Origin of the sequence: Eubacterium uniforme, assembly GCF_900167115.1 — a bacterium.
GTDB classification, from domain to species: domain Bacteria; phylum Bacillota; class Clostridia; order Lachnospirales; family Lachnospiraceae; genus Eubacterium_S; species Eubacterium_S uniforme.
In genome coordinates, this window is sequence record NZ_FUXZ01000014.1 from 66,906 (window position 1) to 87,206 (window position 20,301).

At 31.1% G+C, this 20,301-nt stretch carries 18 protein-coding genes; 5 read left to right on the plus strand and 13 right to left on the minus strand.

Annotation, left to right across the window (positions count from 1 at the left end; translation table 11 throughout):
* Positions 1 to 16: 16 nt before the first annotated feature.
* The 10 genes from B5D16_RS10505 to B5D16_RS10550 form a co-directional block, all read right to left on the minus strand.
* The gene (locus B5D16_RS10505; protein WP_078766944.1) at positions 17 to 592 is read right to left on the minus strand and encodes a hypothetical protein; all 576 of its coding nucleotides are present in this window, start codon (positions 590 to 592) and stop codon (positions 17 to 19) included.
* A 115-nt stretch (positions 593 to 707) separates the two neighbouring features.
* Positions 708 to 2,051, minus strand: coding sequence for an ATP-binding protein (locus B5D16_RS10510; protein WP_242943036.1), 1,344 nt, complete (start codon positions 2,049 to 2,051; stop codon positions 708 to 710).
* 216 nt (positions 2,052 to 2,267) lie between these two features.
* On the minus strand, positions 2,268 to 3,107 hold the full coding sequence (locus B5D16_RS10515; RefSeq protein ID WP_078766945.1) for an aldo/keto reductase: 840 nt from the start codon (positions 3,105 to 3,107) through the stop codon (positions 2,268 to 2,270).
* Between the two features lie 10 nt (positions 3,108 to 3,117).
* The gene (locus B5D16_RS10520; RefSeq protein ID WP_078766946.1) at positions 3,118 to 3,903 is read right to left on the minus strand and encodes a nucleotidyltransferase domain-containing protein; all 786 of its coding nucleotides are present in this window, start codon (positions 3,901 to 3,903) and stop codon (positions 3,118 to 3,120) included.
* Positions 3,904 to 3,920: 17 nt separating this feature from the next.
* Entirely contained in the window at positions 3,921 to 4,940 is a 1,020-nt protein-coding gene (locus tag B5D16_RS10525) for a DNA polymerase beta superfamily protein (RefSeq protein ID WP_078766947.1), read from the minus strand.
* Between the two features lie 44 nt (positions 4,941 to 4,984).
* Positions 4,985 to 5,953: a hypothetical protein gene (locus B5D16_RS10530; RefSeq protein WP_078766948.1), complete on the minus strand. Its 969-nt coding sequence runs from the start codon at positions 5,951 to 5,953 to the stop codon at positions 4,985 to 4,987.
* 122 nt (positions 5,954 to 6,075) lie between these two features.
* Entirely contained in the window at positions 6,076 to 6,831 is a 756-nt protein-coding gene (locus B5D16_RS10535; RefSeq protein WP_078766949.1) for an exodeoxyribonuclease III, read from the minus strand.
* A 126-nt stretch (positions 6,832 to 6,957) separates the two neighbouring features.
* Entirely contained in the window at positions 6,958 to 8,352 is a 1,395-nt protein-coding gene (locus tag B5D16_RS10540; protein ID WP_078766950.1) for a hypothetical protein, read from the minus strand.
* A 162-nt stretch (positions 8,353 to 8,514) separates the two neighbouring features.
* Positions 8,515 to 9,867, minus strand: a complete 1,353-nt coding sequence (locus B5D16_RS10545) for an MATE family efflux transporter (protein WP_078766951.1) — start codon at positions 9,865 to 9,867, stop codon at positions 8,515 to 8,517.
* Between the two features lie 177 nt (positions 9,868 to 10,044).
* On the minus strand, positions 10,045 to 10,848 hold the full coding sequence (locus B5D16_RS10550; RefSeq protein ID WP_078766952.1) for a Uma2 family endonuclease: 804 nt from the start codon (positions 10,846 to 10,848) through the stop codon (positions 10,045 to 10,047).
* A gap of 348 nt (positions 10,849 to 11,196) precedes the next feature.
* On the opposite strand from B5D16_RS10550, the gene B5D16_RS10555 reads away from it, so the two are divergent.
* Positions 11,197 to 11,508 carry a hypothetical protein gene (locus B5D16_RS10555; RefSeq protein ID WP_078766953.1) on the plus strand — a complete coding sequence of 104 codons (312 nt, stop codon included), beginning with the start codon at positions 11,197 to 11,199 and terminating at the stop codon, positions 11,506 to 11,508.
* 90 nt (positions 11,509 to 11,598) lie between these two features.
* On the opposite strand, the gene B5D16_RS10560 is transcribed toward B5D16_RS10555, so the two are convergent.
* Both B5D16_RS10560 and B5D16_RS10565 read right to left on the minus strand, forming a co-directional pair.
* Positions 11,599 to 13,650, minus strand: a complete 2,052-nt coding sequence (locus B5D16_RS10560) for a sialate O-acetylesterase (RefSeq protein WP_078766954.1) — start codon at positions 13,648 to 13,650, stop codon at positions 11,599 to 11,601.
* Positions 13,651 to 16,800 (minus strand): glycosyl hydrolase 115 family protein, encoded by a 3,150-nt coding sequence (locus B5D16_RS10565; protein WP_078766955.1) that lies wholly within the window; start codon positions 16,798 to 16,800, stop codon positions 13,651 to 13,653.
* Between the two features lie 395 nt (positions 16,801 to 17,195).
* On the opposite strand from B5D16_RS10565, the gene B5D16_RS10570 reads away from it, so the two are divergent.
* From B5D16_RS10570 to B5D16_RS10585, 4 genes are all read left to right on the plus strand, one after another.
* The gene (locus tag B5D16_RS10570) at positions 17,196 to 17,939 is read left to right on the plus strand and encodes a hypothetical protein (protein ID WP_078766956.1); all 744 of its coding nucleotides are present in this window, start codon (positions 17,196 to 17,198) and stop codon (positions 17,937 to 17,939) included.
* A 116-nt stretch (positions 17,940 to 18,055) separates the two neighbouring features.
* Entirely contained in the window at positions 18,056 to 18,352 is a 297-nt protein-coding gene (locus B5D16_RS10575; RefSeq protein ID WP_341465213.1) for a helix-turn-helix transcriptional regulator, read from the plus strand.
* 52 nt (positions 18,353 to 18,404) lie between these two features.
* Entirely contained in the window at positions 18,405 to 19,205 is an 801-nt protein-coding gene (locus tag B5D16_RS10580; protein WP_078766957.1) for a DUF3169 family protein, read from the plus strand.
* A 68-nt stretch (positions 19,206 to 19,273) separates the two neighbouring features.
* Positions 19,274 to 19,990: a sce7726 family protein gene (locus B5D16_RS10585; protein WP_078766958.1), complete on the plus strand. Its 717-nt coding sequence runs from the start codon at positions 19,274 to 19,276 to the stop codon at positions 19,988 to 19,990.
* 131 nt (positions 19,991 to 20,121) lie between these two features.
* Here the strand turns inward: B5D16_RS10585 and B5D16_RS10590 are convergent, their stop codons facing one another.
* Complete coding sequence (locus B5D16_RS10590; RefSeq protein ID WP_078766230.1) at positions 20,122 to 20,298, minus strand: transposase; 177 nt, start codon at positions 20,296 to 20,298, stop codon at positions 20,122 to 20,124.
* Between the last annotated feature and the right edge of the window lie 3 nt (positions 20,299 to 20,301).

The window sequence follows — 20,301 nt, forward strand, 5'->3', positions numbered from 1 at the left end:
TCAATTATTTTACTCCTTATTTCTTTGCATATTTTATTATTAATTTATTTGAAAGGTTCATATCAATTGTAGTTTCATCGTTTTCCCACTTTCTATCAAAAGTTGAATTAGCTTCACCTTCTTTATAATCCTTTTTCAACTCTTCTTCATATTTCTTTGCTATTTCATCCAATCTTTCGAAAGTCGCATCAGCAGTAGTAAGGCTTTCATCATTTGGAACAAATACAATTGAAATCTTTGATAGTTTTCCTCCCTCAGGTTTCATAACGTTACCTTCTGGAGAAAGTGCTACACTTACATCAACCTTGTTAACATTCTTATAATCACTCGTTTTAAATTCACAATACTTGCTTCCAACTTGTAAATCAATATTATATTCCTTCTTAAGAGTATCCTTGATTTCATTCATTTCAGTTCCCCATTTTAGGCTTTCAATGTACTCACTAAGTGTTTTGTCTGCGCTTTGATTTTTTTCTTCCTGCTTATCAAATTTGTTATTCATTTGTTTAAACAATGCTGCACCTCCAACAAGTGCTAGCATAATCAATACCACAAGTCCTACACAAATTATTAATCTTTTTTCTTCCTTCATTTCTTTTCATCCTTCCTTATTTATACTTATGCATTTGCTGAATTATTTTTATTCAACACTGCTGCATCACCCTTAATTACAAATGAGTAATTTTTTCATAGATGTCTCCTTATGCCTATATACAATAAGTCATATAAATTGGAATATAAACTATTCCATCTTCAACAGACAAATCTTTCGTATATATTATATATCTATCATTCATCTTAATTTTATATTTTTCTTTAAAATAGTCAAATGACTTATGATTTTTATAGCTTGATGATTTAACTTCTATTGGTACAATTCTCTTCCCCTTAACAATCAAAAAATCTATTTCATATTTTTTCCCTTCATTATCTTTAATTTTTGAATAATTAAATTCATGAAAATATAATTCATATCCTTTTGTTCTAAGCATTTGTGCTACCATATTTTCAAATATCATTCCTTGGTTTATGCCTAATTTATCAATAACCAAGGAACGATATATAACATCAATATCTTCACTATTTTTTATAATATCAGATACTAATAAACCTGTATCACCCATAAACATTTTAAATTTTCTTCTATCAGCATATAATTCCAAAGTGACTTCAGGAGCAGTGACATTAACACAATTATTTATTATCATCGATTCATTTAAGAAATCAATAGCATTTATGCAATTTATCATTCTTGCGTTTTTATCTATCACTGAATATTTAAAAATCGAATTATGATTTGATAACTGTTCAGGTAATGATTTAAAAATCACATCTGCTCTATCATTCTCTTCTGAATCATGTTTTTTCAAATCATTAATATATAAATTTAAAATATTTTTTTTAACTCTATCTATCTGTCTATAATCTTTTCCCTCCACATATGCTTCAACTGCTTGTGGCATACCACCAACCGCCATATATGTTCTAAATTCCTGCAATATTTTCCTATGAATTTCCTCCCCTAATGGTTTCTTTTTTTCAAAAGCATCTCTAATAACATCCATAGTTATATCATCACCATTAGCCCACAAAAATTCTTCAAAATCCATAGGATACATTTTTATACATTCTTCCTCAGAAGGTATTAATATATCCTTCACATTCTTTTTTATAGATATCAAGGAACCTGTTTCTATGTAGTCAAAGCGTCCATCTTTTACAAGGTGTTTTATCATCTGTCTTGCTCTAGGATAAAACTGAACTTCATCAAATATTATTACACCATTTCTTTCTTCTAATTTCTTTTTTGTCAACAAAAAAAGATTCCTAAAAAAAACATCTATATTACCTATATTATCAAAATTTGTTTTTATCGCCTCTTCAGCAGTTGAAAAATCTATCAAAATGTAATCCTTATATTCATTTTTAGCAAATTCCTCGACAACTGTACTCTTCCCAATTCGTCTAGCGCCCTCAATTAAAACAGCTGATTGCCCATCAACTTCTTTCTTCCACCTTTTCAAAGAGTCATATATCTTCCTTTTATACATTATCCATCCCTCCTTTTTCTTGATTTTACATCGTTTCCCATCCTTTGTCAAACGAATTTACCATTTCTTTTTACACAGTTTCGCGCGAATTTACCGTTTTTTTTTACACAATTTCACACGATTTTACCGTTTCTTTTTACTAATTTCCACACGATTTTACCATTTCTTGAATTATAAAAGCAGCTATGATTAAAAATCAATAGCTGCTTTATTACTCTAAAATCCAAACTCAACTGTATCCGGATGTTCACCAGACCAACCTATCTGCTCAACGCATGATAAGATGGACATATCTTCTTCACTAATTGTAAAATCGAAAACATCCAAATTAGCTTTCATTCTTTCAGTACTTGAAGCCTTTGGAATTACTGGAACTCCTCGCTGTAGTAAGTATCGAAGTAGAATTTGTGCACTTGACTTACCATACTTTTGGGCGTATGCATTTACTCTACTATCTCCAAGTACCTTACCTCTTCCAAGTGGACTCCAAGCTTGTGCTAATATGTTTTCCTTCTTTAAATATTCTAAAGTATATTCCTGCATATACCCTACGTGAAGTTCTAACTGATCAAGCATAGGTTTTACTTTAGCAGTTTTCTTTAATATTTCAATATGATGTGGTAAGAAGTTTGATAATCCTATGGCTTTTATCTTGCCTTCTTCATAAAGTTTTTCCATAACAGCCCATCCTGCTGCTAACTTCTCCTGCCACTTATCGTCTGTCTGATTTGCTTTTGGCCAGTGTATAAGATACATATCAAGATAATCTGTCTGTAAGTCCTCGCATGACTTAGCAAATGATTCAAGTGTTTCCTTCTCACCTAACATAGTTGGCCAAACCTTACTGCAAAGGAAAATCTCTTTTCTATCTAGTCCATATTCACTAAGCGCTTCTCCTATTTCCTTTTCATTCTTATAAAGCGCTGCCGTATCTATATATCTGTACCCACAATCAAGGGCCATCTTTATAGTATCTTTTCCATTACCTTCTGTAGCCTTGTATGAACCAAAACCAACTGGTGCAATTTCGATAGCATTTGCTAAAGTGAAATTCATATGTACCTCCTTACATCATCTTGACTACCTTCACAAACAACTCATTAAGCTTAGTATAGTCACCATTTCTATCATCTTCTAAAGAGTCGGCAACCGCTTTCTGCTTATCAAGTTCAGTCTCTATAAATTCCTTAATCATCGGAATGTGTTCATTCAAATCACTTTCATTAGTTTCCTTTTTAATCTCAACTAATTTGTTTATTTCATCAAGCAACTCCTTAGTCAAAGTTTCATCACTACCATCAAACATTTCCAACAACTTAGAAAATTCAACCGGTGGATATTCATTATACTTATCGATCCACTTACAACACAAAAGAGGTCTTAATGCATAAAAATATTTTTTGTACTTTACCTTATCCTCTGTCAAATATTTGTGATATGTACTATTAGCCACACCATAATAATGATAAATCGCTACTTTTTTTGAAAAATAAGTTTTTACAACTTCAGCAATTTCATCCCATTCATCTGATTTACGATATTTTATTGGTGAATTCACCCACTCCATAATACTTGGATTTCCCTTACCATATGCAAGAAGAGCCTTTTTCAAATCCCATCCATTTATGTCATAAACTTCGTCAAGCATATAGTCGATATAATCATCTTTATTATCGATTCTTAAGTATTCATCTTCTTTATTCACGTATATAAATCTTACATCATAATCACTATCCGGCGAAGCGAATCCCCATGATCTACTACCAGACTCCACCGAAACTAATATTTTAACATTATATTTTTTCTCTATCTCATCAAGTGATTCCTGTATCTTCTTTTCTATCTCTGTCATATGTCCCTCCTTAATAATTATATTTCTCCATTTATAATTCTTCTATTTATGTCTAACACATATTTTTCCACAGCTTCCATATCAGGATTATCTGGTAACTTACTGTTTTTTTCAGCTTCTGCGTACATTTGCTCATACTTGGATACAACCTTGTAAAACTCTTCAGTAAGTACACTGTCCTTCATGAACTGGCCATCTCTTACTGCCTTTAAAAGTTCAAGTTCATCATCAGGTCTTCTGGTTCTAATAACCTTATTCTCCAAAATATCAATTCCCATCATAAACAATCTCAGCAAATGCATCGCATGCTTGTTTAAATGCAAATCATCTTTTTTATTATTACGCTTCCCTATCTTATCGTACTCTTTAACGACATTCATCATAGTATTCATCATCTCATTGTACTTACGAAGTGGATAGTGTTTAAGTTCACCATCAATGAAAATTTCTTTCTCAAGACCTTCTGTTACAGCTTCATCAATATAAAGTTTAGTAACTCCACCAGTCATCGTTTCACTTCTTCTATTATAATCATCAAGTGCATGTCCAACTGATTTTATTATATGTCCTTCCCTATCAGGTTGACTCATAGAATCTCTTGCAATTGCATTCTGCAAACGTCTTAACTGTGCATCTGCATAGTGACCAAATGAAGCCGCCGCCCTCTTAGTTAAAAACATCTCTTTTCTGTCAAGTAGACTCTGCCCTATTTCATTCTTGATGACATATTCATCCTCATCTATTCCAAGTATTTCAATTGTATTTGGATTACATCCAAGCAACAACTTCATAATCTTATTAAATCCAAATATAACTGTATCTGTTTTTCTATCTTCAAACTGTTCAAACTCAGTAAATCCAATCAAATCAGATGGAAGTTCTAATGTGATTCCTCTAAAATCGACATCACTTCCTTCTCTATTAGTACCATATCCATAACTTCCTGTAACTCCAAGAAGTATAATTCTATTACCAAGTCTTTTATCATTTCTTAAAAAATCATATTCTTCTGTCTTAGCTAACTCTCTAAAATCCATTATATCCCCTCATTTCATGTAAATAATAGTTAAACTCTGTCCCTCTAATTTCTTTCTTCTTTTTTACTATAACTAATTTCCACATCCGGTTCTCCGCTTGCCGCATTATTATAAACCATCATATTAATTGTTCCTTCAGAAGTCTCCCAACGATATTGATCATATGCTTCGTATGTTGGTTTAGAATATAAGTAATTAAATTTAGTAATATAAATATTCTTGAATTCTTTCACGCTATAATGTGCTTCATTTTGTATTACATAGGCACAATCAACTTGATATAAACCATTATCAAAAAAAGCCGTTACACTCGCATCTATTCCTTTTAAATTCATATAGTCTTTAATTTCTGTATCAACAACTTTTTCACTTTGATTTATATATGTACCATATTTTTCTTCCATTCTCTCAGCAAATACATCCTTACTTGTTCCCCAACTAGTTGAATTAAAATAACCTTTTCTATCACCTTTTGTACATTTTGAATATTCGCTAGAATAAAAAATTCCTATTTGATTATATTTTTCCTCATCATCCCAAACTTTAAGTTGGACTGCCCCATTTATGGTCTGCCACTCGTAATCATGTTCATCAAATTCTGAACTTGGACTACCATATACTTCAGTAAGTTTCTTTATATATTTATCCTTTAATGTGTCTACATCATATCCAGTACCTTCATTTTCAAATATATAAATACCCACATCTTTAAGGCCAGCATTTTTATCAAAAAATGCAACAATGTCCGCTCTTACATCCTTCATGGAATCATAATATCTTGCTCTCATTGTTAAATGCTCTTTTTGATATACTCGTGGCTTAATTTTAATTTCTTTCTTAAAGATTTTCTTTACTTCATCCCTACTTGTCCCCCAAGCAATATTATGAAACAATCCACTCTTATCAATACTTGCGTCTAGATTATACTCATAGGATTTATCCCTTAAATACCTCGAACCTCCGATAATCATAAAACAAATTATAAGCGGTAATATCAACCGTTTTAATTTCATAACTTATACTTCCTCCATTAGTCATACAAATAAATCTATATATCAATTATTTTCATAAAGGCCAGCGCACAAACGCTGGCCCAATTAACAATAATCCCAAAATCCACCCAATTATTTATCCATTAAAGATTCACTTCAAGTCCTACAGGGCAATGATCTGAACCAAAGATATCTGTATAAATCTTAGCATCCACAAGTTTTTCATCTAGTGAATTACTAGCTAAGAAATAGTCAATTCTCCATCCTGCATTCTTCTCTCTAGCCTTAAACATATATGACCACCATGAATAAATCTCTGTTTTATCTGGATAAAACTTTCTAAATGTATCAATAAATCCACTATCAAGAAGAACTGTCATCTTTTCTCTTTCTTCATCAGTAAATCCTGCATTTCTTCTATTTGTCTCTGGATTCTTAAGGTCAATTTCCTTATGAGCAACGTTCATATCGCCAGTTACAATTACCGGTTTCTTCTCATCAAGTTTAAGAAGATAATCTCTAAATGCATCTTCCCAAACCATACGATACTCAAGTCTTGCAAGCTCCCTTTTTGAGTTTGGAGTATAAACCGTTACAAAATAAAAGTCCTCAAACTCTAATGTAATCACTCTGCCTTCATGGTCATGCTCATCAATCCCTAAGCCATAACTTACACTTACAGGTTCCTTTTTAGAAAAAACTGCTGTTCCTGAATATCCCTTTTTATCAGCATAATTCCAATAATCAAAATATCCTTCTGGCTTAAAATCTATCTGCCCTTCTGAAACCTTAGTTTCCTGTAATGCAAATATGTCAGCATCTACTTCTTCAAAAAAATCCATAAACCCTTTTCCCATGCAGGCTCTAATTCCATTTACGTTCCAAGATATTAACTTCATATCTACTCCTTTAGTATAAAAAATTCTACCTACATTTTATCATATTCACCCACTTTTTAGAATTAAAATTTAACAAAAAGAAGGAAGTATGCGCCAATACTTCCTCCCTATAAAAAACTGTTACAATTATTGCAAGCAGTTCAGACTCTTATTAAATTTTACTTTACGTCTTTTTCTTATATATACAAATACTAGCCACTCAACAATCATAAATAAAACCATTCTTACAACAATATACCAGTTTACCCAAACATTTCTTTTTAATGGATTTAACATAAATGAATTCATTTCCCATGATAATGCCTTCTTTGTAATAACATCATCAGTGTTAAACACTGCAACAAATGCTACATCATTTACATTATCAATACATATTTGTAAAATATCCTTTCCTCTTGTATATGTTTTAGTGTAATAAGGTAAGTTTTCAGGTAGTTCATCATTATTTAAATATGTAGCCGCTTTAAATATATCAACAGAATTAGCTATTTCCATCTTCGAATTAAATCTATTTTTTATTTTCCTTCTAAATTTTGATTGTTTATCAAGACTTATCATAGTTGTATATCCTATTAAATCCTCCATATCTACGAAATTTCCAATTCCTAGAAGTCTATAATCAAACCTAATATGCTCACTTTGTGGTCTTTCATTCTGTGTCAAATCTTTTTTCTCATAATTCTTTCCAAAATATGTTTTCAAACCTATAATCTGATAATATGATCTGTCCATATTTTTTGACTCATCTTCTTTTTTTAACTCAGAATACTTATATTTATATAATATCATCAATTCAGATGCATTTACCCTATATTTATAACACAGATCTGACCACGCATTTGTAACTCGTTCAACTTTTATTTTCTTTTTTATATTCAATTTCTGTTTTTTTTCATCTTCATCACTCATAATTCTTCCGCTATTACGTTGATAATTCGAATTATTATTTATCGCCTCTTCACCTTCATATTTCTTTATTTTTTCGTTCAACAATCTAGTAATATCTTCACTATAAACGGCTCTTTGCCCTTCTTCTTCCCACTCATCATTAATGCTTTTATATGTTAAAACCACGCCTTGACTAAGTGCTCCAATTTCATATTTCACATTACTAGAATATTCTCTTTTGTATACACATTTTAAAAATTCATTTCTCGAAATTCTATACTTATGACCCTTTCCAGTAATGTAATACTTAAAACCATCTCTATATACCGAAAGAATACTATTACTTTCTAATTCCTTTAATTCTTCATCATCCATATAATATATGTCCGTTGCATTTCCATATAACTTATGTTGTTCATTATAAATAGCCACTTTTACTGGAAGATTAATCTCACCTTTTCTATAATTAAACACCCCAAATGCTACAAATGCCAAAAGCACATATATAATTTTTGTTCTTAACCTAGTTTGTTTTGCTGTTGTTAAAATATATTTTGCTAGTTGTTTTATCTTAGCAAAAATCATTTTAATTATTTTCTTAAAAAAACTATACTTTTTATTTTTTCTTTTCATGGCGCTACCTCTTATTATTTCTATACAATTCCCTGCTTGTAATAATCCCTCTTTATAAATTTCTTATATCATATAAACACCTAAGGAATAAAAACGTTACAAATTTTTTTCAATTAAAAAAAACCGACAAACGACTAAGCGTTCATCGATTTTTTTTATCTATTATTTATCCAACGTATCAATAATATTCTTTTTAATTCTTCTATAGAAAAATAGTGATGCTGTAAGTGATGCTATTTCCGCGATTGGAAATGCCCACCATACATTATTAACATTACCAGTCTTTGAAAGCAACCAAGCTGCTGGAATAAGAGCAATTAATTGTCTAGAAACTGACACAATCAATGAATAAGTACTCTTAGCAAATGCCTGAAATGTACTTCCCAAAATAATACATATAGCAGCAATTGGGAATGATAAAGAAATTATTCTAAGTGCTGGAACACCAATCTTTATCATATAATCTGATGCATCAAATAATCCAAGTAATAACTTTGGTATGCTACAAAACAACACTGTACCCAAAATCATAATGCAGAAAGCCATCTTCATTGAAAAGAACACAGCTTCATTAATTCTCTTCTTTGATTTAGCACCATAATTATACGCAAGTACTGGAATAAGACCATTATTAAGACCAAATACTGGCATAAATATAAAACTTTGCAACTTAAAGTATGCACCAAATACAGCCTGTGCTGTATCCGAGAATGTCTTTAAAATATTATTCATAAGATATGTCATAACCGAACCGATTGACATCATAATCATTGATGGAATACCAATCTCATAAATCTTAATAATATCGCTAACATCAGGTTTAAGTACTTCTTTAATTGATAACTGTACTTCCTTATTAAAGTTAACATTAAGGAAATATCCAACGATACCTGCTACTGTCTGACCAGCGACTGTAGCATAAGCAGCACCGGCAACACCAAGTTTTGGCATACCTAACAATCCAAAAATAAGAATTGGATCAAGGATAATATTTACAATAGCACCTGTAAGCTGACTTACCATACTAAAAATAGTCTTACCTGTTGACTGTAACAATCTTTCAAATGTCATCTGGAAAAACAATCCCAACGAAAGAGTTGTACATATTGTAATATATGTAGTTCCATAATCTGAAATAACTGCCTTATTTGTCTGACTATTAATAAATGGTCTTGAAACAAATATACCTATTATTAAAAACACAAGATAGCTCATTACCGTTAAGAATAAACCAGTATTTGCTGCGGCATTCGCTCTATCCTGTTTTTTCTCACCAAGTGCTCTTGATAAAATTGCGTTCATACCAACGCCCATACCTGAGCCTACTGAAATCATAAGCATCTGAAGCGGGAATGCAAGTGTTACACCTGTTAGTGCTTCTTCGGCAACCTTCGATACAAATATACTATCTACAATATTATAAAGAGCCTGCACTAACATAGAAATCATCATTGGAACCGCCATGGAAACAATAAGCTTCTTAACTGGCAGTACACCCATTTTGTTTTCTTCCATAAATCCTCCATTATTCTCTTTTTCTTTTTTCTATTCAAAACTATGCTAGTTTAACACATACTAACCCATTTTTCAATAAAAGGAAATATAATAATTTTTTATAGGCTGTAATTTTTGCATAGTTTTTGAAATACATATATTATAAACATAAAGCAAGGCTTATGTCCTGATTTTTAACTACTCTCCATATATTTCATGAAGACTTTGCTTTATTTTATTAAAATCAACTTTACACTTGCCATCCCAAATTCCAACTGGAATTTCATCAGTAAATGAATATTCAACTGGTAAATCCTGTTTTGTAAATTCATATACCATAATTTTTTCTTCTATAGGAAATATAATCCAATACTCCTTAACACCTGATTTCCTATACTTTAACATCTTCGTTACAGTGTCTGCTGCCACATTGTTAGGAGAAGCAATTTCTATTATAAAATCTGGTGCTCCTATTATTTTTTCCTTTGTAAGTTTATCCCTATCGCATAATATTAATATATCTGGTTGAACTATAGAGTTATCATTTTCATCTAACTGAACATCTATAGGTGATGTGAATGGTAAACATCTACCTTTATTATCTCTTATAAATGTTTTAAAAATAGTAATAATTTCATCACTTATAAACTGATGAGTTGTACTTGGCCCTGACATATCATATATATCATCATATCCGTATTTATTATAAAACTTACCATCAATAAGTTCTACATGTAATCCTTCTGGCAAAGCATAATAATCCTCTATTGTTTTTTCATCATCTCCTGCTCCATAAGGAACTGCTGTTTCACCAAACATATAGCTATAATTCTTTTTTTCAAAAACCTTAGTTAATGCTTGCATTGTTTCATATCTTGGTGATTTAGTTTCTCCACTAAATATTTTTTGAATAGTGGTCATTGGTACTCCTGAGAGTTTAGATATCTGTTTTATAGAATATCCTAATTCTCTTTTTTTCTCTTTCATCTCTTCTATATTCATAACATAAACCTCCACTCTACTTATCTAATATGTATATGATTGCTTAATGTATATAAAAAAATTATAATTTCAAATCACATATATTTCAACCGTATTCGGTATATTTTTACATTTAACGCTTACCATTTTATATTATTTATATATATTTTTTGTATAATTACGGTATATTACAACACTAGACTCAACCTTACAAATCTGTAATATAAATGTAAGTCTAATAAATGGATACTTATATCAGCAAATGCTATCATATATACAACAAAGGAAAACAAAAACAAATTCCTTTAAAAAACTATTTAATTTAATGAAAAATTTATAAAGTCGGAAAAGGCAAAGGAGGATTATAACATGAAAAAATTAAGAAACTTATTCGTAGCAGGTGGAGTTGCAGGAGCAACAGTTGGAACTAGTGTTGATTTAGTATCAAATAAAATTGAAAAAAGCAGCAAATTATCAAAATTAAAGCTTTGTTTAAATCTTTACACAATAACAGCAATTTTATTTACACTTTCATTTTTTGCAGGAGTAAAAAATTACTCATATGCAAATCCATCAGCACCTAATAACCTTTTATTATCAGCTGCTCTTTCAGTGGCATATATCGGAATCGTATTAGATGCTTATGCAAAATTAAAAAAGGAAAATGAATTAAATAAATAATATAAATAAAGATAATTAACAAATACTTTTCTTATTACAAATTGTTACATACTCAAAAAAGCAGGGTTACTACCCTGCTTTTCACTTATTCTAATTATTCAAACCATAATAAAACGGAATAACTGGTAATCTATCCTTTGAATAAAGGTTAGCTTCACTTGGACAATCGCTCCATGCATATGCTAATGCATTCTCATTTCCATCATATGAATCAATCAAAATAATATTTTTGCTGTCGCCAAACTTAGCCTTAGCCTCAACTCTTTTACCTCCAACTATGAAGTAAAATCCTCTAATGTTTTCTTCATCTCTGTCGGGTGAAACCTTTGCATCTATTCCATGTGATAAAATCAAATCCTCACTGAATGTACATACATATCCTTCATCAGTCTTTTTAACAGAAACCAATTTTGGACCTGGGTTATATGTTTTTCCTTCATAAACCACTTTTTCAACTGCTTCAGAAATTCTTCTTCCAACTTCATTTTTATTAGTTGGATGAAGTTCATTGTACTCTCCCAAATCATAAGCCTGAACCATTGCAGTCTTAGGTAAATCCAAACATTTATATTGTTCATCAGCAAGTCTTGCTCTTAAATCAGTATCTCTAATTTTACCTTCACTAAATCCAGCAATCTGAACATATATAAATGGTATCTCTCTAGCAAATGCTTTTCGCCAATCATTAATTGCAGTTTCAAATTCAATCTTATAATTTTCATATTCTTCAATATTAGATTCACCCTGATAGAATATTACAGATTTTACTTTCTGCTTTCTAAGTGGGTAAATCATACCATTGAATACTCCAGCTGGTTTATATGAAAAGAAAGTTAAATTTTCTATGTATGGCATATCTTTTACAACAGTGTATTCCCATTCTCCTTCAAGAGAAATTGTTTCGTCTCTTTTATTCTTAAGATAATAATCCATATCAGGCATAAATCCACCTTCATTTCTAAATACAACCATTCTAACTTCTATTGTATTTTCACCAGGTTTAAGTATGCCATCCTTAAGTTTATATATTCTTGGTGGATAAAGATATCCAGTATCACCTACTGGGACACCATTAACATATGTCTTATCTGAATCAATGATAGCACCTAGATATAGTTTATAGTCATAATCACCATATAAATCCAAATCTTTATCATCACTGTTTAATATATTTTTATCATCAGAACAATCAGGCTTAAGCCATGCTTCATCAATAAATACTTTCTTTCTTAAGCATATACTCATGCATCTATTTGCAAGTGAACCTTCAAAGAATCCAGGTAGTTTAATTACTCCACTTTCAATTCCAATCTCAGAAAGTTTCTCTTCATAATCCTTATCGCTGAGATTTGCATTTTTATCCAATTCTTCATAATGAATATATGCATCTTCTCTCCAAGCCTGATCTTCCTTATATTCTCTTTCAATTGTTTCTTTTACAAATTCATCATCTAAACATTCTTCAAATTCATCAACATGAAGATTAAGCTTTCGTACTGACTCTTCACTCATCCATGCTTTAATTGGAGTTCCACCAATGGCCGTATTATAAATACCTATTGGAACTTCATGTTTAGCATAAATGTGTTTAGCACTAAAATAAGCTGTTGCACCTAAGTCTAAAATATCAGGATAAACCGCCTTTACCCAGTTACCACCTTCAATCATATCCTCAGTATGGTGAAAATTATATTTTTCTGGAACTGTGAATATTCTAATATCCTCATTATGAGTATTCTTAATCTCTTCCTCATATCTTTCAAGTGTTCTATTTATCTGAAGTTGCATATTAGACTGTCCACCACATAAAAAGACATCACCGAATGCAATATCTTTTATAACAATTTCTTCACTACAAGAGTTAGTAGCATTTACGCTACTAACTCTCATTTCATAATTATGTCCCGCTTCTATTTTTGGAAGTGTTATTTCAAAGTATCCATTTAAATCACTTGTGGTTTCTCCTTCAAAACATATATTAGTTTCTTCACTACAAATATCATCCAAACTAGATACTTTATCTTTATGTTTTTTTAACTCTACCTTAACATCAGAACTTGCATCTGCATATCCATATACTAGATTTTCACAGTCACGCTGTAATATAAGTCCATCAGTAAAAATACGTGATAATCTAATCATTCAATTCACCCCCGGTCCCATATATGATCTTGGAATTTTAATATCCTTCTTTGATAATATAATCTTATCAAGAACTATTTCATTACAAAGACCATAAACATTAATTATGTTAGTTCCCTTCTTAAGTGTTACTACATCTTCAATATATCTAGCATGATTAAGTACGCCTTCTTCCCAATCAGCTGTAACACCTGCGACATAAGTATCTTCTAATACATTGACTTTTCTTACCTTCTCTTCATTAATACTATAAGCAAATGTTATCTTACCTCCATACTTATAACTATTAGTAGGCTCAATTACATAAACTATGTTATATTTACCACTTTTTTTAACATCGACACTATAAGATATAACCGGTGCATCCTTAAGTTTATATACTTTATCAACAACAGGCATTACTTTAACACCATCCGTATCTCTTCCAAGTCCTTCTATGATTTCAAAATTCTCATTTTTATAATACTTAGTGTTATAATGTGAAGCATTAATCGCTTTAATACCATCTCTATCTGTTTTAACATTAAGTGTTACTTCACCTAAATCATATTTAATCTTAACATGACATATTACATATCCTTTTTCAAGATATTCTTTCGCTAAATCAGAATCAAGTAATTTAAACTTTGCCTGTTCACTTCTAGTTAGTTTCTTTTTGCTACTAACTTTTTTCTTTTCATATAAATCATCAATAGTTTCATAATACTTATCTAACTTTTCATAATCTACAAAAATATCAACAAATTTAAGGGGATTTTTAATATCAACATAAGAATTAACAGCACTATTATTATCTATAATATAGTTACCCAAACTTATATCATTATTGTCATCTGTTTTTTTCACACACTTAGATGTATTATTTTTACTCATCACATCTTTACAAAAAGTTTTATAGTTCTTGAAAATATCATCAAGACTTGCATGAGCTTTCTCTCTTAAAGCAACCTTTATAAAATCTGAATCTTTTTCTACACTAAACTTACATTTGTCCTCACTCATAAGACCAATGTATGCAGATGTAATTCCATAGTTTTTAATAGGTTTTAAGAAATTAACATCCATCTGTTTAGGTGACCACTCCCTACCTGAAGTATAATTAGCTTCAGCCTCAAGTCCCACCATCAACTTGCTTCCTTCTATTGGAATAATATTTCTAATTGTAGGATTCTTTCTTTCTTCACAATTCCACTTTTTAAATCCAATATGTTCAGCATCAGCGAATCCTTTCCACTTACCACCTGCTGCTTTATCAAATACTTTTTTAAGTCTTCTATCTTCTTTAATTGCTTCTGTCACCATATCTGCATAAGCATTAGCTACTACTAATCCCTGACTTGCATAATAGCTATTAAATCCACTATAAATCCACATCTTTACAAGGTTCATACCTGCAAGAACGCTATATCCGATAAGTTCAATAAAGCAATCCTTATTAGTTCTCTTACATTTATTTAAAAAGTATTCGCATTCCTTTATAATACTTTCAACTTCCATTAATGTCTTCTGTGCTTCATAGAATCCACACACACTATACACGAACTTACCCATATGCTCAGGTCTTCTATTATGCATGATTCTAGTATACTTAATGTACATTTCAGCAAGTTCTTCAACCTCTTCTTCCGAGTATACATCACCGAATACTTTTTCCATTAATGTATGAATGTATTCGTCCGCACTATTAATATTTGAACTTCCATATTTTTCATAGTCATATGCTAAATCCATAAAATATGAAAGTGGAATTTCATTAAGACCTAAATCACCCACATTAACTATCCAAAGTTTTTTTACTCCATATTCGTAGGCTGTGGTCATTTGCTCCCAAACCTGTGGAAGATAACTTGAATTAATCCATTCATATGAAACTGGATCACCATGATAGTCAAAGTGATAGTACATACCAAATCCACCCTTATGCTTGCGCATCTCTTCATCTGGAAGACTTCGTAAATATCCATGATTATCATCACAAAGCATCAATATAACATTCTTAAGTTCCTTACTGTTCATAAGTCCCTTTGTTTTTTCATCGCCATAATAATATGGCTCAACTTCCTTATAAAGAGCAAGCATTCTAGGAACCTCACGTAGGTTATCATTAACTTCTTCTTTTATAAGCTGATTCTGAACTTTCAACACATCTCTTAAAAGATCAATGTTATCTTTAAGAGTTGCATCTTCGCCTAAAATCTTTGAATCTCTTTCACCACGCATACCTAACGTAATTACATTCTCTAAATTACCATTTCTCTTAAGACCATCACGCCAAAATCTTGTGATACCCTCCTTGTTAGTTCTAAAATTCCAAGCATCACCATACTTAGATTTTGGACCTCGTAACTGACTATATTCCTCACCATGGCGAAGACATGGTTCATGATGTGAAAGCCCCATTACAACACCTAATTCATCTGCAAGCTTCGCACTTTCAAGTCCTGGACCATCATTAGCGAAACATGCTGACCACATTGCTGGCCATAAGTAATTTCCTTTCATTCTAAGCAATAGTTCAAAAACGTGTGCATACATTTTTGCATTAAATCCACCGAAATGCTCCATGCACCAATTACCAAAACATGGCCATTCATCATTAATAAAGAAGCCTCTGTAATAAACTGAAGGCTCCTTAGATACACATGAATCATCTAAAGAGATTTCAAGCTTTTTCTTCTTTTTAGGAATTGCATTAGACCAATTAACAAATGCTGACACACCAAGTAATTCTGATAAATGGAAAAGTCCATAAATTGTTCCTCTCTTATCACTTCCGATAATTAAAATTACATTCTCTTCTGGACGCACTGAGAATTTATAAACTTCTCTTTTACCCTTGATATCCTTAATATCAACTAGTCCTTCTTTAACTAATTCCTCTAAAACTTCGCTCTTACCAATTGTTGCAAAGATAATTGTTGTTTTGCTGCTCTCATTACCCGCCTTGCCAGATTTCACATTAGAAGTATTTACTATCTTGCTAATACTTAAGTTTTTTCTCACCTTAAGCTCTTCTGGGCAAATGCCTAAAACAAGTTCAACATCCTTGCGAACAATATCCGCAATTTTTTTAACACCTGAATATGCACAGTTTTCATAAAGAAACTGTATTCCGTTCTCCTTAGATAAAATTATTTTGTTTTCTCTCATATCATTCTTTTCCTTATTTCTCTGCTTTTTACTGTAGTTACTTCTTTATATTTTTATCTAACTTTTTTCATTCTTCCCTATTTAATTATCCTTACAACTCGCACCAATTAACATATCTTCATTCTAACACATATAATGGATAATTACATTGTTTTTAAAAAAATTTCAAAAAAAGTGTTGACAAGTATCCTTGTCAATGATATTATATCTTTGACAACGATAGTTGTCATTATGAAAATTTTACTTGTCATAATTAAAACTTAACTTGTCAAAATGATCATTTGCTAAATTATGAATTAATTCATACCGGATACGGGTCCATGAAAATTAAAAAGCTGAAGGAAAAGAACTACGCAACATAACAATACAACATTTAACTATCGGAGGAATACAACATGAAGAAAAACAATAATACTGAAATAAAAGGTCTCTCATTTATAGACGTGAAAAAAGCAACTTTAACAATTGACACATTATTTGATGGCTTAAAGGATGTAGTCGACATTAACGAATTAAAGGAAGAAATCACAGAAGTTCTTAAATATGGTGGTAAAGTTTATGCATTAAAAAAGCATAGAAAAGAGGGCAAACCTATTATAGTTATGTGTGGTATCATCGTTGACAAAACTCTTTTTGGTAATGATGAAGAACTTGAAAAAAGAAAGAAAATATCTTTTTTACTTGAAGGAGTTAAAGATGATTTTGAAATGACTAAAATATACGCAAACAAGGAATATGCCACACCTAGAATCAAGAATCATTTTTTATGCCATGTTAATGAATGCATGCAGGATTCAATATCTATGGGATGTGCAGTATCATATACAATTGGTGAACTTAAATATGAAAAGAAGACATATAAAGTATTTGGTAGTGCAATGACAATTGAAGCTATTGCTCTTCTAGCAGGAATAATAGTTGGCATCGTTACTCATAATTTTACATACGGATTACTTATATGGCTTTTATTTACACTTTTTACTTCATCAAAACTTACATTCAACGGCAAAAATGTAAGCAAAAACAACTACCGCAACATTACATTTTCAACTGAAGATGCTTTCTTCGATGTCAAAAAAGGTGATGAACTTGATGAAATCAAGGTTTCTGTAAATAATTTATTCATTACATCAATGTAACACTACAACAAAGATGATTCACTTACATTGAATCTCTGACTCCGCGGGGAGCCGCGAAGGGCTCTTTTGATTAAAATCAAAAGCAAACATAAAAATTTAATAGAAAGGGAAACACTATGAATACAAACAAACACGTTGCAATGAATCGCAACACAACGAATACAGCTGTACTAAAAACCCAAATGCAATTAAAGGAGGAATTTGCTATGTTAATTAACCACTTAAAAGAATATCGCGCGAAACTCGGCGTTAATCAACAGCAGATGGGACAACTAGTAGGAACAAGCAGACAGACCATTAGTCAGATTGAACGTGGAGATTACTCTCCTTCCGTTTCTCTCGCACTCAGAATCGCTAAAAAATGCGATGCACAGGTCGAGGATATCTTCGAACTAGAAGATGAAGAAAGCTAATATAGCTTATTAAGAATTAATAAAAATATTCAAATCAGAAAGGAATAATATCATGGGGAATAATAAGAAAGAAAAATCAAATACTAAAATTGCAATAGTATTTGCTACTATATTAATTATTAGTGGATTTGTAGGATACTTTACATCAGCTATTTTAACAAAGGTTAAAAAATCAAAAAGTACTATGAATGCACTTAAAAATACTACACTTGATATAGCTCCATATTTTATCTATTTTACTATAGCTGTTAACATCATTGCTTTACTATATTGCATAATCAGCTATAACAATTGTAGAAAAACTTATAAGTCACTTGGTGATGAAGATTATGATAAATTAGACGAAATTGAAATCAAATTGGGCCACCCACTTTATATAGCTTCAATTTCAATGATTTTAAATTTATTCTTCTTCACTATGAATGCATATATCTTATTAAAGTTACATGTAATACCTAAAAAATCATCTAATCTTTACACTATACTTACATTCGGAGTGTTCCTATTATCATATGTATGGGAGGTAATTATTCAGGCAAAAACTGTCAGCCTAGAAAAAGAAATGAATCCTGAGAAGAAAGGTAACATTCTTGATACTAAGTTCGTTAAAGATTGGATTGATTCATGTGATGAAGCTCAGAAGATGACCATTTACAAGTCAGCATACGCTTCATATTCAGCCACAAGTGCTGCATTTATGATTATGTGGGTTATATCACTTTTAGGAATGCTTATAGGTGATCAGGGTATGTTTGCTCCAATTTGTGTAACTATATTATGGCTTGTTCAAGTTCTTTCATATTCAATCGCTGGTAACAAGTACGAAAAAGAAGGTAACCACATCGCCGAATAATGGTATAATAAATATAATTCATTATGAATTAATAATAACTACTATATTTTTGTAAAGGGATTATCTTTATGCTTTATGATAAAAATATCAGAGAACCGCTCTTTGATTTCCTAGATGAAATCTACGGAACTAACAGAACCTTAGAAGAACTTATGATTGGTAAATCCAGAGCGGACATATGTATGATTACAAAAGAAAATATAATCGGCATCGAAATCAAAAGCGATGCCGATACATACGTTAGATTAAAAAGACAGGTTAGAGACTACAATAAATACTTTGATATGAATATTGTAGTATGCGGAAGCAGTCATGGCAATCACATAAAGGAACACGTACCTAATAACTGGGGAATCATAACTGTCGAAGAGACCGATGTAAATCAAAATGATTCTGCTGATAGTAGTAAATCGCTACTAAGTACGTCATGTGATTTTTATATTCTTAGAGAGCCTACTCCTAACCCTAAGGTTACCATGCTAAACAAGTTATCTCTTCTTTGGCGTCCTGAACTAGTAGAAATTAAGGATAAATATAATCTTCCAAAGTACGATTACTTAAGCAAGGCTAATCTTGTTTTAAAAATGGAAGAGAAAATAGATCATAAGCTTCTACAAAAAGATATATGTGAAACTCTGCTTGAAAGAGACTATAACACCATTGGTGAAAAAATCGCAGAATATCATAAAAGTAAAAACGTAAAACGCAGACAGACTGTAAAAAAAGCAATCAAACGAAAACGCAGAACACGTAAAAAAGGGGCTGTAAAAAAAGTCTCTAAATAGCAGACCTGCATTGGCCATTGCCAATGCAGGTCTGTTTCTCTATGTATAATTATTATAATTGTTGATTTTTGCGGTACTTTAATAAGCCCTATGTTAATAAGAGCTTTTTTAATCTATTCAGTTACCTGATATCATGCAATCATCTTCAATCTATTTCGTTTATTGTGATATTTATAAAGGTTAAAAGCACAAGCAATCAGGGTTAACTCTAAATTTACGTTTTCTAAGCCTCTTCTGAACAGTCTTTTATATGACCTGTCCCATTTGATGATGCCAAATGTCCCTTCAGATTGTATACTTCTGTTCATACG

Bases quoted from the DNA above. Each gene is read 5' to 3' on its own strand.
- B5D16_RS10505 (WP_078766944.1), bottom strand. From the start codon at position 592: ATGAAGGAAGAAAAAAGATTAATAATTTGTGTAGGACTTGTGGTATTG.
- B5D16_RS10510 (WP_242943036.1), bottom strand. From the start codon at position 2,051: ATGTATAAAAGGAAGATATATGACTCTTTGAAAAGGTGGAAGAAAGAA.
- B5D16_RS10515 (WP_078766945.1), bottom strand. From the start codon at position 3,107: ATGAATTTCACTTTAGCAAATGCTATCGAAATTGCACCAGTTGGTTTT.
- B5D16_RS10520 (WP_078766946.1), bottom strand. From the start codon at position 3,903: ATGACAGAGATAGAAAAGAAGATACAGGAATCACTTGATGAGATAGAG.
- B5D16_RS10525 (WP_078766947.1), bottom strand. From the start codon at position 4,940: ATGGATTTTAGAGAGTTAGCTAAGACAGAAGAATATGATTTTTTAAGA.
- B5D16_RS10530 (WP_078766948.1), bottom strand. From the start codon at position 5,953: ATGAAATTAAAACGGTTGATATTACCGCTTATAATTTGTTTTATGATT.
- B5D16_RS10535 (WP_078766949.1), bottom strand. From the start codon at position 6,831: ATGAAGTTAATATCTTGGAACGTAAATGGAATTAGAGCCTGCATGGGA.
- B5D16_RS10540 (WP_078766950.1), bottom strand. From the start codon at position 8,352: ATGAAAAGAAAAAATAAAAAGTATAGTTTTTTTAAGAAAATAATTAAA.
- B5D16_RS10545 (WP_078766951.1), bottom strand. From the start codon at position 9,867: ATGGAAGAAAACAAAATGGGTGTACTGCCAGTTAAGAAGCTTATTGTT.
- B5D16_RS10550 (WP_078766952.1), bottom strand. From the start codon at position 10,848: ATGAATATAGAAGAGATGAAAGAGAAAAAAAGAGAATTAGGATATTCT.
- B5D16_RS10555 (WP_078766953.1), top strand. From the start codon at position 11,197: ATGAAAAAATTAAGAAACTTATTCGTAGCAGGTGGAGTTGCAGGAGCA.
- B5D16_RS10560 (WP_078766954.1), bottom strand. From the start codon at position 13,650: ATGATTAGATTATCACGTATTTTTACTGATGGACTTATATTACAGCGT.
- B5D16_RS10565 (WP_078766955.1), bottom strand. From the start codon at position 16,800: ATGAGAGAAAACAAAATAATTTTATCTAAGGAGAACGGAATACAGTTT.
- B5D16_RS10570 (WP_078766956.1), top strand. From the start codon at position 17,196: ATGAAGAAAAACAATAATACTGAAATAAAAGGTCTCTCATTTATAGAC.
- B5D16_RS10575 (WP_341465213.1), top strand. From the start codon at position 18,056: ATGAATACAAACAAACACGTTGCAATGAATCGCAACACAACGAATACA.
- B5D16_RS10580 (WP_078766957.1), top strand. From the start codon at position 18,405: ATGGGGAATAATAAGAAAGAAAAATCAAATACTAAAATTGCAATAGTA.
- B5D16_RS10585 (WP_078766958.1), top strand. From the start codon at position 19,274: ATGCTTTATGATAAAAATATCAGAGAACCGCTCTTTGATTTCCTAGAT.
- B5D16_RS10590 (WP_078766230.1), bottom strand. From the start codon at position 20,298: ATGAACAGAAGTATACAATCTGAAGGGACATTTGGCATCATCAAATGG.